Genomic DNA, 16,512 nt, shown 5'->3' with positions numbered 1-16,512 from the left:
TGCAAATGTTTAGATCAGTAGTTTTTGCCATTTTTTGTATAGTCTTACTTGTAGGGTGTTCAGAAAAAACACAAATTGTCAAAAAGCAGAAACCGCCGAATATAGTTTACATTTTAGCAGATGATTTGGGTTATGGCGATATAAGTGCATTTAATGCAGAAGGTAAAATACAAACCCCTAATATAGATAACTTAGCTAAAGATGGTATGAAATTTACTGATGCCCATACTTCTTCAGCCGTTTGTACACCTACGCGTTATGGTATATTAACAGGGAGGTACAATTGGCGCAGTCCAATAAAAAGTGGAGTTTTAACAGGTAAATCGGAAGCTTTGATTCCGAATTCAAGAACTACAGTTGCCTCCTTTTTAAGTGATAATGGCTACAAAACCGGTTTTATAGGTAAATGGCATTTGGGTTGGGACTGGGCAATAAAGGATTCTACCAATAATGGTGGAGAAGGCTGGAATGCAACAGATTTTGAAAACCTTGATTTTACAAAGCCTGTTACAAATACCCCAAATGATTTAGGTTTTGATTATGCCTATGGGCATTCAGGTTCATTGGATATGGCACCCTATGTTTATGTGGAAAACGGAATGGCCACTGCTAAAGTTGATACGGTAACTGTCGATAAAGGAAAATACACCTGGTGGCGTGAAGGCCCAACAGCTGCGGATTTTGTTCATGATGAGGTAACCCCTAACTTTTTTAGAAAATCCATGTCTTTTATTAAAGAACAAGGTGCTGAGGAACAACCATTCTTTTTATACTTGGCTTTACCATCACCACATACTCCCATTTTACCAACTGAGGAGTGGCAAGGAAAAAGTAATTTGAATCCATATGCGGATTTTGTGGTAATGATTGATGATTATCTGGGGCAATTGGTTGAGGTTCTAGAACAAAAGGGTTTAGCTGAAAATACGATAGTCATTTTTACAAGTGACAATGGCTGTTCTCCACAGGCCGATTTTAAGATTTTAGGAGATTTAGGTCATGATCCAAGCGCCATTTATAGAGGACACAAAGCTGATATTTATGAAGGAGGGCATAGGATTCCGTTTGTGGTGAAATGGCCGTCAAAAATTGAATCAGGTTCTGTGTCGGATAAAACAATTTGTACTACGGACTTATTGGCAACAGTCGCTGATATTCTTAATGTTGACCTTTTAGATAATCAAGGAGAGGATAGTTTCTCAATCTTACCGCTTTTGGATACTACGGATAAAAGAGAGTTTAAACGTGAGGCGACGGTTCATCATTCGATCAATGGAAGTTTTGCTTTGCGAAAGGCAAATTGGAAAATGATTTTTTGTACTGGGTCTGGTGGTTGGAGCGACCCCAAACCTAATTCAGAGGGAATAGAGGAGTTACCAAAGTTTCAATTGTATGATTTGGCGAATGACCCCTCTGAGCAAACAAATTTATTTGGGCACCACCCTGATATTGAAGGCCAACTTAGTGAGCTTATGCTTGACTATATTGACGACGGTCGAAGTACTCCAGGAAAAAAGCAAACCAATGAAGAAAACGGTTTTGGTAATGAAGAATGGAATCAACTAACCGCATTAAGAAATAATATTCTAGAAAAATGAAAAAATCAATTAAGTTCTTTTTAGTAGTAGTATCACTTTGTTTCGTTCAAGAAAGTCTTGCCAAAATTTGGCTTCCTTCGATACTTTCAGATAATATGGTGTTACAACAAAATTCAGAAGTCACTATTTGGGGATGGACGACGCATACCTCTGAAAAAATTACCGTTATTGGGTCTTGGGATAACGAGGGGGTAACAACAGAAGCCTATCAGGGTACTTGGTCGTTGAAAATTAAAACCCCAAAATCTGGAGGCCCATTTACCCTTAAAATTGAAGGGCATGAGGCAATAGAGATCCAAAATGTATTGATTGGGGAAGTTTGGATAGCTTCTGGTCAATCGAACATGCAGTGGACTCCTACCAATGGCTTATTAAATGCAGAGGAAGAGATTAAAAATGCGAATTTTCCTAACATTCGATTTTTTCAAGTCGATCAACATACGGCAAAATTTCCACAAGAAAACACACCTGGAAAATGGATGGAGTGTACACCGGAGACAATGAAGGACTTTAGTTCTGTGGCGTATTTTTTTGCTAGGAATATTCAAGATAGGCTGTCTTTTCCTATGGGAATGATTAGTTCTAATTGGGGAGGTACTCCAATAGAAACTTGGATTCCGTCAGAACTAATCAATGGGGATATGGAATTAAAAAAAGCGGCGACCAAGGTAGAAGAAAAACCATGGTGGCCCAATGATGCTGGCTTAGCCTATAACGCAATGATTCATCCCTTATCAAAATTTAATATTGCAGGATGTATTTGGTATCAAGGGGAATCAAATAGACAAAACCCCAATTCATATTATAAATCATTTCCTTTACTTATTAAGTCTTGGAGAGACCTATGGCGGAAGGATTTTTCATTTTATTTTGCGCAGATTGCTCCATTTAAATACGGAAAAATGGATGCTATTGATGCCGCTATTGTTCGCGATGCCCAATTGACAACAATGCTACATGTTCCCAAAACAGGAATGGCCGTTACCTCAGATATTGGTAATTTGGAAAATATTCACCCTATTAATAAGCAAGAAGTTGGTAAAAGGCTTGCGCTATGGGCATTGGTCAACGATTACGGTATTCGGAAGTTAGTGGAATCGGGTCCCATTTATAAATCGATGAAAATCAATAGAAACAAGATTATCTTGTCTTTTGATCATGCCAACAACGGATTGATTAAAAAGGGAAAAAAATTGACCAATTTCAAAGTCGCCGGAACAGACAAGGTTTTTTATTCCGCTAAAGCTAAAATCGAAGGAAATACGATTGTAGTTTATGCCAAAAATGTAAAAAATCCAAAAGCTGTCAGATTTGCATTTACTGACACTGCCGAGCCTAATTTATATAATACCGAGGGACTACCGGTACCGGCTTTTAGAACAGATTCTTGGAAATTTGAATAATCATAATGAATAATCGACCATGACAGCAAAAAAGATACTTGTTAGGCTAGTTTTTATTTTATTGATGACCTCCTGTAGTACTGAAAAATCTTTTGAGTACGAGGATAAATTATGGTACGGCAAACCTGCTAAGGAATGGATGCAGGCCTTACCGGTTGGTAACGGTCGTTTGGGGGCCATGGTATTTGGGGACCCCAATCATGAACGAATTCAATTGAATGAGGACTCAATGTGGCCCGGCGAGGCAGATTGGCCAGATTATAGGGGCAATTCAGATGATTTAGAAGAGATTAGAAATTTACTGAATGAGGGTAAAACCGGTGAGGTAGATAGCTTAATAGTAGAAAAATTCTCCTATAAAACCATTGTTCGTTCGCATCAAACCATGGGAGACCTCTATATAGATTTTGAAAATGAAAGGTCGGTCGAAAATTATACGAGGTCTTTAAATTTGAATGATGCTTTGATTACCGCAGCGTACCAATCAGGAGGAAATTCTTATTCTCAAAAGGTTTTTAGTTCAAAACCTGATGATGTTATGGTCATTGAACTATCCACTGATGCTACAGATGGCATGGATTTTACACTTCGAATGAACAGGCCCACTGATGATGGAAATGCAACTGTAACTACGAGAAATCCATCAGAATCTGAAATAAGTATGAAAGGGGTAGTGACTCAATACAGTGGTAAAAGAGATTCCAAGTCTTTCCCATTGGATTATGGGGTTAAGTTTGAAACTAGATTACGTGTGCATAATGAAGGAGGAACAGTTACTGCCGATAAAGGGCAATTAACTTTGAAGGGGGTGAAAACGGTGCTGATTCATTTAGTAGGTAACACCTCTTTTTATCATGGAGAAAATTACACTAAGAAGAACCTTGAGACTTTGGAAAAAGTCAATAACTCTTCGTTCAAGACACTTTTGAAAAATCACACAAAGGACTATGAAGAACTGTACAATCGAGTAGGTTTGGATTTGGGTGGTAGGGAATTGGATAGTCTTCCAATTGATGCCCGGTTACAGCGAATAAAGGAAGGGAATGATGATCCAGATTTGGCTGCAAAATTATTTAAATATGGTCGTTATCTTCTAATCGCATCTTCTCGTCAAGGAACAAACCCTGCAAATCTTCAAGGTATTTGGAATGAGCACATTACTGCCCCTTGGAATGCGGATTATCACTTGAACATTAATTTACAAATGAATTACTGGCCGGCGGAAGTGGCCAATTTAAGCGAGCTTCACCAACCTTTTTTCGAATACTTGGATAGGGTTTTGGAGCGCGGAAAAAATACTGCAAAAAAACAATACGGCATTAATAGAGGTACAATGGCCCATCATGCATCCGATTTATGGGCAACACCATTTATGCGTGCTGAACGGGCCTATTGGGGTTCATGGGTACATGGTGGTGGATGGTGTGCCCAACATTATTGGGAGCATTACAGATATACAGAAGATAAGGAATTTTTAAAGAATAGAGCATACCCTGTTTTAAAAGGGATATCAGAGTTTTATTTGGATTGGTTGGTTTGGGATGAAACCAGTAAAGCTTGGGTTTCATCACCAGAAACCTCCCCCGAAAATTCTTATTTTAATGCAGATGGCAATTCTGCTGCAGTTTCATTCGGTAGTGCCATGGGCCACCAAATAATTGCTGAGGTATTTGATAATGTGTTAGAGGCGGCAAAGGTTTTGGGAATTCAAGATGAATTTACCAAAGAGGTAAAAGCAAAAAGAGAGAAGTTATTCCCTGGAATTGTTGTTGGTGATGATGGTAGATTATTGGAATGGAACGAACCCTATGATGAACCAGAAAAAGGGCATCGACATATGTCTCATTTATATGCCTTGCACCCTGGCGATGAAATAACTGCTGACAATTCAGAAGCTTTTGCCGCTGCAAAGAAGACCATTGATTATAGGTTGGAACATGGTGGTGCTGGTACTGGATGGAGTAGGGCCTGGATGATAAATCTCAATGCGCGCCTTTTGGATGGTAATGCGGCGGAGGAAAATATAAGGAAGTTTCTGGAGATATCAATTGCGGATAATATGTTCGATGAGCACCCACCTTTTCAAATTGACGGGAATTTTGGATTCACCGCCGCTGTACCAGAATTGTTGTTCCAATCCCATGAAGGTTTTTTAAGAATTTTACCGGCTCTCCCGGCTAATTGGAAAAACGGTAAAATAAATGGTATAAAAGCCAGAGGTGATATTGAGGTTGATATTGAATGGAAGGATGGCGAGCTTGTGAAACTAGGATTGACAGCGAAGAAAACAAAAAGCATAAAAATAAAATATGGTACTAAAGAAGTTGAAATTGAACTTCCAAAGAACGAAAAAATAGAGTTGAATTCAATATTAGAAAAATAAGAAAATGAAGAGAGTTTGGACTATATGCATATCATGCACATTGATTTTATTTTCATGTAAGACTGAAGTAAAAATTGAAGCGCAAAAACCTCTGGCGAAACATGTAATCCTTATCGGTTCAGATGGTTTTGGTGCTTATGCTATTAAGAAAGCAAAAGTGCCTAACCTTAGGAAAATGATGGAGGAGGGGTCGTATTCCTTGGAAGCAAGGGCAGTTTTACCTTCTTCCAGTGCTGTAAATTGGGCATCAATGATTATGGGCTCGGGACCAGAACTTCATGGGTATACCGAATGGGGAAGTAAAACCCCTGAAGTACCTTCCCGAATAATCGGAAAGGACAGTATATATCCCACAATATTTGGAGTAATAGATGAACAAATGCCAGATGCGAAGAAAGGGGTTTCCTATAAATGGGGAGGTATTGGCTATTTGTTTGAAAAGAATATGGTGGATCTTGATTTTAATGGGAAATCAGATGAAGAAACTGCCGATAAGGCCTTAGAATTCATTATCAAAGAAAAGCCCGCCTTGACATTCATTCATTTTGATGAACCTGATGGTGCAGGTCATAATTTAGGTCATGACACCCCCGAGTATTATGAGGCAGTGGAAATGATTGATGGATTGGTTGGTAAGATTTTGAAATCACTTGAAGAAGCTGGAATGATTGAAGAAAGTATAATTATCTTTAGTTCTGATCACGGAGGAATTGATAAAGGTCACGGAGGAAAGACTTTGTTGGAAATGGAGATTCCTTGGATAATTTATGGTAAGAATGTTCCAGCTAAGGGTAAATTGGAAACAAGTATAGTTACTTACGATACTGCATCGACTATTGCGCATATCCTTGCCCTTGAATCACCAGATTTTTGGAGAGGAAAACCGGTAATAAAGGCATTTGAGAATGATAAAAACTAGATTATTATTGTTATTGGTTTTGTTTTTTGGTATAACCTCATGTGAGCCAGAGCAAATACCTGAGCCCAAACCAAATATTGTTTTGTTTTTTGTGGATGACATGGGGTGGCAAGATACATCTGTACCTTTTTGGTATAAAAAAACGCCGTTCAATGAGGTTTATAAAACTCCTAACATGGAACGTTTGGCTGCGGACGGAGTTAAATTCACCCAAGCATATTCGACGGCAGTCTGTTCACCAACTCGAGTAAGCTTAATGACCGGGATGAATGCCGCAAGACATCGTGTGACGAACTGGACATTGAGAAAGGATAGTATTCAGCCTATGGAAAAAAACCACCCAATACTGGAATTTCCATTATGGAATGTAAACGGAATGAGTCCGGTAGCAGGTGACCCCAAAGCAGTTCATGCAACTCCACTACCTCAATTATTGAATGATGCGGGTTATTTTACTGTCCATTCTGGTAAAGCACATTTAGGAGCTATTGGTACGCCAGGTGAGGATCCCTTGAATTTAGGTTTTGATGTGAATATTGGAGGGCATGCGGCCGGAGCCCCAGAGAGTTATCATGGTACCGATAATTTCGGAAACGGAAAAGAAGGCAAAGAAATATGGGCGGTACCGGGATTGGAAAAATATCATGGGAAGAACGTACATTTATCAGAGGCTATAACCCAAGAGGCGTTGATGTCTCTTGACTCTGTTGTAGCAACACAACAGCCCTTTTTCTTATACATGGCCCATTACGCGGTTCATACCCCGATAATGCCAGATGACCGCTTTGTTCAAAAGTATTTTGAAAAAGGAATGGATTCCACTGAGGCCAAATATGCATCTATGGTCGAAGGAATGGACAAGAGTCTTGGGGATATCATGGATTATTTAGAGGAGAAGGAAATTGCAGAGAATACCATTATTCTATTCATGTCTGATAATGGAGGATTGAGTTCCGTAGCCCGGGGAGGTGAAAGACATAAACATAATTTACCACTATCGAGTGGTAAAGGTTCAGTATACGAAGGCGGAATTCGAGAACCTATGTTGGTTAAATGGCCTGGAACCGCAGCTCCAAATACGGAATCAAATGAACAGGTGATTATCGAAGACTTCTATCCATCCATACTTGAAATGGCAGGGATTGAAGGATATGAAACTGTGCAGGCTGTAGACGGAAAAAGTTTTGTGGCAACCTTTGAAGAGGAGATGAAAGAACCTGGAGAGCCGCGTGCATTGTTTTGGCATTATCCAAATGAATGGGGCCCTGATGGTCCGGGAATAGGGGCGTCCAGTGCCGTGCGCAAAGGAGATTGGAAATTTATCTATTTTCATGAAGATAGGCGAATGGAATTGTACAATTTAAAACGGGATATAGGTGAAACCAAAAACTTGGTAGCTGAAGAAAGTGATAAAGTGAAAGAATTGGCAAGTGTCCTTACAAATCATTTAAAAGATGTTAAGGCACAAATGCCTATCGAAAAGAGTACGGGAGAACGAGTTCCATATCCTTCAGAATTAATTATAGAAGAAACCGGACCAGAATTATCATTTATTGCTAAAAACCTGGAGTTTAAAGGTGTAGCTCTTGAGGATAAAGATTACACGATTTGGGGATGTGCCCCAATTCAAAGTAAAGATGGTAAAACACATTTATTTGCAGCTCGTTGGCCGGAGAAGAATGTGGACCCAGCATGGAGAAAATCATCAGAAATAGCACATTATGTTTCCAATAGCCCAGAAGGGCCATTTACTTTTTCGGATGTTGCAATTACTGGAACCAATGAGAATACTTGGGATAAATATGCCCCTCACAATCCAGAAATAACAAAAGTTGATGATAAATACGTATTGGTATACATAGCAAATACCGACCACCAGCAACCTCCTCACCCATCTAATCAAAGTATAGGAATGGCAATGTCCGATAGCCCTTACGGACCTTGGGAGAAAGTAGGCGTAGATGGTAAAATATTAGACTCGAACAATCCTGAAAAATGGAACTATCAGTCCAAAAATGGGGTGGCCAATCCGACTTTCTTAACTCATAATGGTAAGTTTTATCTCTATTTTAAAACGAGACATATAAATGGTAATTTACAATACGGTTTGGCCGTTGCTGATAATTTAGAAGGTCCCTATACTATAACCGATTCTCCTGTAACTTCAAACAAAGGAACTTTGGAAGATGGTACAGTTTTTAAGTATGAAGATCATATTTATCTTCTTACCACTGATAATCATGGTGAAAACACTGGTGTTGTTGGTGGAGGAACCTTATGGAAATCCAAGGATGGTATTTATTTTAAATTAGAAGATGCAACTATTGGTTATGGTCGACTTCCATCATATTATCTTGAATATGATGAAAAAATAAGTACTAAGATTTATGGACCGGACCCCAAATTGGAACGCCCTAAAATTTTAATGTCAGAAGGGAAGCCGGCCTATTTGTATGGGCCAGGAGGATGGAATATTTATGGAGGTGATAGAACTGTGGCATATGTCTTTAAAATCAACCTATAATGGTCATTAGCGTTAATGTAGCTTCAGAAATACCTAATTACAAGATGAGTTTTGATTTTAGATTTCTTAAAAGCTTAGTTGCTCCACTGTTATTTTTCTTTTTTATCAACTCCATTGCCCAATCCCCACCAGACACCTTATTTTTTAAAGATAGGATACAACTACTTTCATCAGATAATATTTTTAAGACAGAGGGTTATTATAACTGGGGAGCCTCCATTATTAAGGACAAGAAAGGCACCTACCATCTTTTTTACTCACGTTGGAAAAAAGACTACAAGTTCACTGGTTGGTTAACTCATTCAGAAATTGCCCATGCAACATCTAGGAGCCCGCAAGGGCCTTGGAAATTTAAAAACACCGTAATTACCGGTAGGGGAAAGGGTAAGTGGGATGCTATTACAGCCCATAATCCCAAAATCAAATATTTTGACGGCAAATACTACTTATACTATATATCCACCAACTTAGGAGAGAAGGATTTTACTGAAAAAGAACTTATTGAGACAGCTCACACTGGTTATAACCATGCCAATTGGAAGATTTTAAGACCAAATCAGCGTACTGGTGTAGCAGTTTCGAATTCTATAAATGGGCCATGGACACGAATGGGAAAACCATTAATTGAACCGTCTGGCCCAATTACGACATTGACAGTGAATCCGGCCATAGACAAAGGAAAAGATGGCAGGTATTATTTGATCGTAAAAGGAGATAAACCCAATGAAAAACGATTTGTTAGAAACCAGGCTATTGCTATTTCCAAATCTCCTCTTGGGCCTTTTGAAATGCAACCAAGCCCAGTGATTGATTATCTCGATACTGAGGATATGTCCATGTGGTATGACGCTAAACGCGATTATTTCTATGGTACTTTTCATGCACATACAATGATTGGAATGATCAGCTCGCCGGATGGTATAAATTGGAAAAAAGCCACCGAGTATGCACTTATGCCAAAAAAATCGTTATGGCTTGGAGATTCAGAAATTATCCCAGACCGAATGGAACGGCCTTTTATTTATGTAGAGGACAACCAACCTCAGGTATTGAGCATGGCCGTAAAGAAGGGTGATGAGTCCTATACGGTATTTGTGCCTATCAAAGAAAAAGAAGAGCTTCCAGTACCCAATAAAAGACAATTGGCCTGGCAGCAAGCCGAAATGGGTGCGGTATTTCACTATGACCTCCATGTTTTTGATGGTTTGAAATATGGGCAGGGAAACAACCGTATTGACCCTGTAAAAGACTATCAGGTTTTTAATCCAGAAAAATTGGATACAGATCAATGGGTAAAGGCTGCAAAAGATGCTGGTTTTACTTTTGCCATATTAACAGCAACCCATGAAACCGGTTTCGCGCTGTTCCAATCGAACGTAAATCCTTATGGCATGAAGGCCTTAAAATTTCAGGACGGTAAAGGAGATGTGGTACGTGATTTTGTAAACTCGTGCCGTAAATATGGCATAAAACCTGGTATTTATTTAGGAATTCGATGGAATTCATTCATGGGAGTGCATGATTTTAAAGTGAACGGCGAAGGTGATTTTAAGGTTAACCGCCAGAAATGGTACAACAATATGGTCGAAAAAATGGTCAAAGAAATCTGTACCAGCTATGGCGAATTGTTTGAAATTTGGTTTGATGGAGGAGCTGATCATCCAGATAACGGAGCGCCAGATGTGTTGCCAATTGTTCAGCAATATCAACCTAATTGTCTCTTTTATCACAACGGTCAACTTGCAGAGGCGCGTTGGGGCGGTTCAGAATCCGGGACTGTGTCTTATCCGTCATGGGCTACATTTCCCTATAGGGCTACAGGAGCTGGCGAGAGTGCTAAGGAGAATATTGCAAAAAACGGATTTCAGCTATTGAAAACTGGTGATCCAAATGGAGGGTATTGGATGCCAGCCATGTCAGATGCTCCATTACGTGGATATAACGGGCGTCATGAATGGTTTTGGGAACCGGGGGATGAAGCCCATATTTTTCCATTGAATAACCTTATGGAGATGTATTACAAATCTGTAGGGCGTAATTCTACTTTGATTATGGGCCTAACACCAAATCCTGATGGTTTATTGCCTGAACCAGATGTTCAAAGATTAAAGGAATGGGGAGATGAAATAAGAAGAAGGTTCTCCACGCCGATTAAATCTGCGAAGGGAGAAGGTGCCAAATTGGTAATGAAATTGGAAGAGTCAAGAATAATTGACCACGTCATAATACAAGAGGATATTAAATTTGGGGAACGAATTCGAGAATACAAAATTGAAGGCTTGGTAAATGGGAAATGGCAATTATTGGCGCAAGGACAAAGCGTTGGAAATAAAAGGATAGAACAATTTGATGCTGTTAAAGTAAAACGAATTCGATTGGTGGTTACAAAACACACTAAAACTCCTAAGGTTAAGAATTTTAGTGTGTTTTTCGTAAATAAGTAAAACAGTTTTTTTGTTTTAGACGGTCCAAAAATACTTAAGACAAACAAATGATGATATTTTAATTTGAATAAAACCTGAATAGATGATTTTAAAGAGTAGAATAGGGAAGTTTGTTTCTTTAATGGTGGTTGGCATTAGTAGTACATTGTGCATGGCTCAAAAATCTGAAGACACAAAAGACTGGCTGATAGATAATTCGGGATTTACATCCTTGGTGATTCAAAAAGGAAATGATATTAGCTTGGATAATGGGCTTGTAAACCGAACGATTAGAATAGCACCAAATGCAGCAACCGTCGAATACAGGAATCTAACCACGGGTGAATCCATGCTTCGAAGTATAAAACCTGAGGCCGAAGTTTCAATCAATGGGGAAACTTATGCGGTCGGTGGCTTAGTGGGATTGAAAGAACATGGCTATCTTTTGGAAGAATGGTTAGATGATTTAACAGCAGATGCCGATGCCTTTCAATATGTAAAACATGAAGTGAAACAAATTCAATCCAAAATAAAATGGAATGATAAAAAACGTTTTCATACTACTGAAAACGCCACTCCAAAAGGTAAAGAGTTAATCATTCAATTTAATCATTCATTAAAGGAGTTAGATGGAGTTTTGGTCAATGTACATTATGAGATTTACGATGGCATTCCATTGATTGCCAAATGGATTTCCGTAGAAAATAAGTCAAATAAAAGCATAGGAATCACCGGGTTTAAAAATGAAATTTTGGCATTTCCTGAAGCTGAAAACTTTGTTGAACCTTCAAAAAGATGGCGACGACCCAATATGCACGTAGAAAGTGATTATTCTTTTGGAGGGTTTACATCCGGCGAGTCAGAAACATCCATCTTTTGGGAATTTGACCCAGAATATACTTCACAGGTCAATTGGTTGATGAAGACTGAATGTTTATTGGAAAGTAAATTATTGGTTGGGCCGAATGAAGTTGTTAAGCCAAAAGATTCTTTTGAGAGTTTTCATACCTATGAATTGCTACAAGATAATACGGATCGAGAAAGAACATCTTTGGCTGTTCGTAAAATGTATAGATTATTGGCTCCTTGGTCTACAGAGAATCCCATTTTTATGCATTTGACAACCACCAACCCTGAAAAGGTTAAAACGGCCATAGACCAGTGTGAAGCTACAGGTTACGAAATGGTGATATTGAGCTTTGGAAGCGGGCTCAATATGGAGGATAATTCAGAGGGTAATATTAAAAAGTTCAAAGAACTGGCCGATTATGCACATAACAAAGGCATTGAATTGGGTGGATATTCATTGTTCTCGAGTCGAAAAATCAGTGATTCTGTTGATGTAATCGACAAGGATACAGGAAAACCGGGTGGTGCCAAATTCGGGAATGCCCCTTGCTTGGCTTCGGAATGGGGGCACACCTATCTAAAAAGAATTAAATACTTCCTTGATAAAACAGGGTTTGACCTCCTAGAGCATGATGGGCCTTATCCAGGAGATTATTGTGCATCTACCACTCATAAACACCACAAAGGATATGAAGATTCTCAATGGGTGCAATGGAATATGACCAAAGACTTTTACCATTGGCTAAAAGAGAAAGATATTTATTTAAATGCCCCTGATTTTTATTATTTGCAAGGCTCAAACAAATGTGGGATAGGTTATCGAGAGGTAAATTGGTCCTTGCCTAGAGCGCAACAGATTATGTTGGGGAGGCAGAATATTTATGATGGTACTTGGGAGAAAACACCTTCGATGGCCTGGACATTCGTTCCTTTGACCGAATATCATGGAGGAGGTGCCGAAGCTACTTTAGAACCTTTGAATGATCATTTAGATTCTTATGAAGCGCATATGGTGCAAAATTATGGTTCAGGGGTGCAAGCTTGCTACAGGGGCCCTAGACTGTTCGACTCTCAGGCCACAAAAGAATTGGTCATAGATCAGATCGACCATTACAAGAAGTATCGAAATATATTGAATTCAGATATTATTCACTTGAGAAGACCAGATGGTAGGACTTGGGATGGATTTATGCATGTGAATCCGAGCCTGGAAGAAAAAGCTTTGGTTATGCTTTTTAATCCTACATCAAAAACGATTGAAGAAGAAATTAGTTTACCCCTGTATTTTACAGGATTGGATGAAGAAGCACGCATAGTGGAGAAAGGAGAGAATTCTCTAACTTCAAAATTGAACCGGAATTACGAATCGGAAATCAAAGTGACAATTCCACCAAACGGATATACCTGGCTGGTAGTTCAATAATCTAAAGGGTTAAAGAAAAGTATGAAAAATGTATTATGGCTCGTAGTGTTGATTTTGGTTGTTGGGTGCAAATCTGTTTCAACTAAAAAAGCGAGTACTACTATTTATGTTCAAAAGGAAAATAGAATACATAAAGATTGGAAAGTAGTTTGGCAGGATGATTTTGACAAAGCAAAAATAGATACTACAAAATGGACACGCATACCCCCCAATAATGCGGATTGGGGAAATTATATGACCAGCGACCCACGATGCTATTCTCTAACCGATGGTAAATTGTCCTTAATTGGTATTAATAATCCTGATACTATTAGTGATCCACGTCCTTTTTTGACCGGTGGTATTTATACCAAAGGGAAATTTGCCTTTCAGTACGGAAAAATTGAAATCAGGGCCAAATTTGAAAGTGCAAAGGGAGCATGGCCAGCAATTTGGATGTTGTCAGAGCAAAGCAAGTATGGTGCATACCCTCGAAATGGAGAAATTGATATCATGGAACATTTAAATTATGAGGATAAAGTATATCAAACCACACATTCATATTATACCCTGGAATTGAAACAAAAAAAGAACCCGCCCTATTATACCACGGTCAAATGTGATACTGAAAAGTTTAATACATATGGTTTAGAGTGGTATCCAGATAAACTGGTGTACACCCTAAATGGAAAAGAATCTTATACATATCCAAAAATTGAAGGGATTGATCCATCTCAATGGCCATTTGATCAACCATTTTATTTATTGATAGACCAACAACTCGGGGGTTCTTGGGTAGGCGATGTAAACCCAAAGGATTTACCAGTACAAATGATAATAGATTGGGTCAAAGTGTATCAATGATTAACTTTAAAGAAAGTTATCTTTTAAATGATTTTATGATGAGCAAAGAAAAGATATTTATTGTTGCTATTTTACTCCTATTCCAATCCTGTGATAAAGTAAATCCACCCGAACCTATTGGTCCTTTGCCATCTGAGCGGCAATTGGCATGGCATGAGCTAGAATATTATGCATTTGTGCATTTTAATATGAACACCTTTACCAATATGGAATGGGGTACTGGAGGTGAAAAACCAGCTCAGTTCAATCCTTCGGAATTGGATACAAGACAATGGGCAAAAGTGGCCAAAGAAGCTGGAATGAAGGGAATAATAATTACGGCAAAACACCACGATGGTTTCTGTCTTTGGCCTACTAAGACCACAGAGCACTCAGTAAAGAATTCTCCTTGGAAAAATGGTAATGGTGATTTACTGAAAGACCTCTCAGAGGCTTGTAAAGAATTTGGTCTTAAGTTTGGGGTTTATCTATCCCCATGGGACCGGAATCATGAGGATTATGGAAAACCAGAATATGTGAAAGACTTTCACGAGCAATTACGAGAACTATTGACCAATTATGGTGAAGTCTTTGAGGTTTGGTTCGACGGTGCCAATGGGGGTTCCGGATATTATGGGGGAGCTAATGAAACCAGAAAAATTGATAATAAGACATATTATGAGTGGGGAGAGGCAGTGGCCATTGTCCGAGAACTTCAACCCAATGCTGTTGTTTTTAGTGATGGAGGGCCTGATATACGTTGGGTTGGTAATGAAGAGGGTTGGGCTAATGAAACCAATTGGAGCATCATGCGACGAAACGAGATTCATCCAGGATGGCCAAGATATGTTGAGTTACGTTCTGGGCATGAAGATGGCACACATTGGTTACCTGCTGAAGTTGATGTGTCAATTAGACCAGGTTGGTATTACCATGCAGCTGAGGACCATCAAGTTAAAACCTTGCCTAAACTTTTGGATATTTATTATCACTCCGTTGGAAGAAATGCATCTTTCTTATTGAATTTACCTGTAGATAATCGCGGGTTGGTACATGAAACGGATGTGGAACAACTTAAAACATTACGTAAACAATTGGATGCGGACTTTAAGACAGAATTGGCCAAAAATGCTAAAGTCTCGGCTACTGACGAAAGAGGTAAGAATACATCCTATAAAGCGGTCAATGTAAACGATGGAAAACCAGAAACGTATTGGGCAACCAATGACACAGTAACAAATGCTTCATTGTTTTTTGAATTTGATGAGCCAACGGAAGTAAACCGAGTCTTATTGCAGGAATATATACCACTGGGACAAAGGGTTAAAAATTTTATTGTTTCGGCGGAACTGCATGGGGAATGGCGAGAGTTAGATGGGCAGACAACAATTGGGTTTAAGCGAATATTAAGATTTGAGACCGTTAAGACCAAGAAAATAAAAGTACATTTTTTAGAAGCTAAAGGGCCGTTGGCGATATCGAACATAGAGCTGTTTAGGGCTCCCAATCTCTTGATTGAACCAACTATTAAAAGGACAAGAGAAGGTATGGTAAGTATGGTTGTTCCAGATGAAAGTGTTCAAATATTTTATACGCTTGATGGTTCTGAACCTACCGATAAATCAATGAAATATGACAAATCTTTTGAGGTTAACTCACCAACCATGGTAAAAGGTATTTCATATGACCCCGACACCAATGAACAAAGTGAAATTACAGAAACCTATTTTGATGTCTCTAAGAAAAATTGGGAAGTAATACATACAACAACTGGTAATATGAACGATGGAATTAGACTTATGGATGATGACCCAAATACTTTCTGGTCAACTGACAAAGGTGTTTCCACAATTCAAGAAGTAATTATTGATATGGGTGAGGTTCATAACTTAAAAGGGTTCACCTATTGGCCCATTCAAGAGAGATATCCGTTTGGTATTATAACAAACTATGAATTCTATGTTAGTACAGATGGTAAAAGCTGGAACCGTGTTGTACGGGGAGAATTTGCAAATATTGTAAACAATCGGATTCAGCAGAAAGTGAATTTCAAATCAACCAAAGGGAGATATATTAGGTTGAGGGGAATAAAAGTGGCAGGTGAAGATTATACTACTTCCTTTGGGGAAATTGGGGTGATAACAGAGAAATTATAAGCGAGTATAACG

Annotated in this window: 9 protein-coding genes; all 9 read left to right on the top strand. The window is 38.8% G+C overall.

Features of this window, described 5'->3' with window-relative positions:
- The first annotated feature begins 5 nt into the window (after positions 1-5).
- The 9 genes from FB2170_RS03425 (at position 6) to FB2170_RS03385 (ending at position 16,500) form a co-directional block, all read left to right on the top strand.
- Entirely contained in the window at positions 6-1,598 is a 1,593-nt protein-coding gene (locus FB2170_RS03425) for a sulfatase family protein (protein WP_148232054.1), read from the top strand.
- On the top strand, positions 1,595-3,001 hold the full coding sequence (locus FB2170_RS03420) for a sialate O-acetylesterase (RefSeq protein ID WP_013305114.1): 1,407 nt from the start codon (positions 1,595-1,597) through the stop codon (positions 2,999-3,001). The genes FB2170_RS03425 and FB2170_RS03420 overlap by 4 nt, the downstream gene beginning before the upstream one ends.
- A gap of 19 nt (positions 3,002-3,020) precedes the next feature.
- On the top strand, positions 3,021-5,384 hold the full coding sequence (locus FB2170_RS03415; RefSeq protein ID WP_013305113.1) for a glycosyl hydrolase family 95 catalytic domain-containing protein: 2,364 nt from the start codon (positions 3,021-3,023) through the stop codon (positions 5,382-5,384).
- Between the two features lie 4 nt (positions 5,385-5,388).
- Positions 5,389-6,303, top strand: a complete 915-nt coding sequence (locus FB2170_RS03410) for an alkaline phosphatase (RefSeq protein ID WP_049782635.1) — start codon at positions 5,389-5,391, stop codon at positions 6,301-6,303.
- Positions 6,290-8,827 (top strand): sulfatase-like hydrolase/transferase, encoded by a 2,538-nt coding sequence (locus FB2170_RS17150; RefSeq protein ID WP_013305111.1) that lies wholly within the window; start codon positions 6,290-6,292, stop codon positions 8,825-8,827. Before FB2170_RS03410 ends, FB2170_RS17150 begins: the two co-directional genes overlap by 14 nt.
- The gene (locus FB2170_RS17540) at positions 8,827-11,271 is read left to right on the top strand and encodes an alpha-L-fucosidase (RefSeq protein WP_013305110.1); all 2,445 of its coding nucleotides are present in this window, start codon (positions 8,827-8,829) and stop codon (positions 11,269-11,271) included. Before FB2170_RS17150 ends, FB2170_RS17540 begins: the two co-directional genes overlap by 1 nt.
- Before the next feature lie 82 nt (positions 11,272-11,353).
- Positions 11,354-13,522, top strand: coding sequence for an alpha-galactosidase precursor (locus FB2170_RS03395; RefSeq protein ID WP_013305109.1), 2,169 nt, complete (start codon positions 11,354-11,356; stop codon positions 13,520-13,522).
- 21 nt (positions 13,523-13,543) lie between these two features.
- Positions 13,544-14,365, top strand: coding sequence for a glycoside hydrolase family 16 protein (locus FB2170_RS03390; protein WP_013305108.1), 822 nt, complete (start codon positions 13,544-13,546; stop codon positions 14,363-14,365).
- Positions 14,366-14,400: 35 nt separating this feature from the next.
- A complete protein-coding gene (locus FB2170_RS03385) occupies positions 14,401-16,500 on the top strand; it encodes an alpha-L-fucosidase (protein ID WP_041633019.1) in 2,100 nt (699 codons plus the stop codon).
- Positions 16,501-16,512: the final 12 nt, after the last annotated feature.

It is taken from the genome of Maribacter sp. HTCC2170, assembly GCF_000153165.2.
Lineage (GTDB): Bacteria > Bacteroidota > Bacteroidia > Flavobacteriales > Flavobacteriaceae > Maribacter_A.
Note: the sequence above shows the minus strand (reverse complement) of the source record. Positions and strands in the feature narration are given on the sequence as shown.

What these genes read in the sequence shown, in the direction of transcription:
- FB2170_RS03385 (WP_041633019.1), top strand. Translation starts at nt 14,401, where the DNA reads ATGATGAGCAAAGAAAAGATATTTATTGTTGCTATTTTACTCCTATTC.
- FB2170_RS03420 (WP_013305114.1), top strand. Translation starts at nt 1,595, where the DNA reads ATGAAAAAATCAATTAAGTTCTTTTTAGTAGTAGTATCACTTTGTTTC.
- FB2170_RS03415 (WP_013305113.1), top strand. Translation starts at nt 3,021, where the DNA reads ATGACAGCAAAAAAGATACTTGTTAGGCTAGTTTTTATTTTATTGATG.
- FB2170_RS17150 (WP_013305111.1), top strand. Translation starts at nt 6,290, where the DNA reads ATGATAAAAACTAGATTATTATTGTTATTGGTTTTGTTTTTTGGTATA.
- FB2170_RS03410 (WP_049782635.1), top strand. Translation starts at nt 5,389, where the DNA reads ATGAAGAGAGTTTGGACTATATGCATATCATGCACATTGATTTTATTT.
- FB2170_RS17540 (WP_013305110.1), top strand. Translation starts at nt 8,827, where the DNA reads ATGGTCATTAGCGTTAATGTAGCTTCAGAAATACCTAATTACAAGATG.
- FB2170_RS03425 (WP_148232054.1), top strand. Translation starts at nt 6, where the DNA reads ATGTTTAGATCAGTAGTTTTTGCCATTTTTTGTATAGTCTTACTTGTA.
- FB2170_RS03390 (WP_013305108.1), top strand. Translation starts at nt 13,544, where the DNA reads ATGAAAAATGTATTATGGCTCGTAGTGTTGATTTTGGTTGTTGGGTGC.
- FB2170_RS03395 (WP_013305109.1), top strand. Translation starts at nt 11,354, where the DNA reads ATGATTTTAAAGAGTAGAATAGGGAAGTTTGTTTCTTTAATGGTGGTT.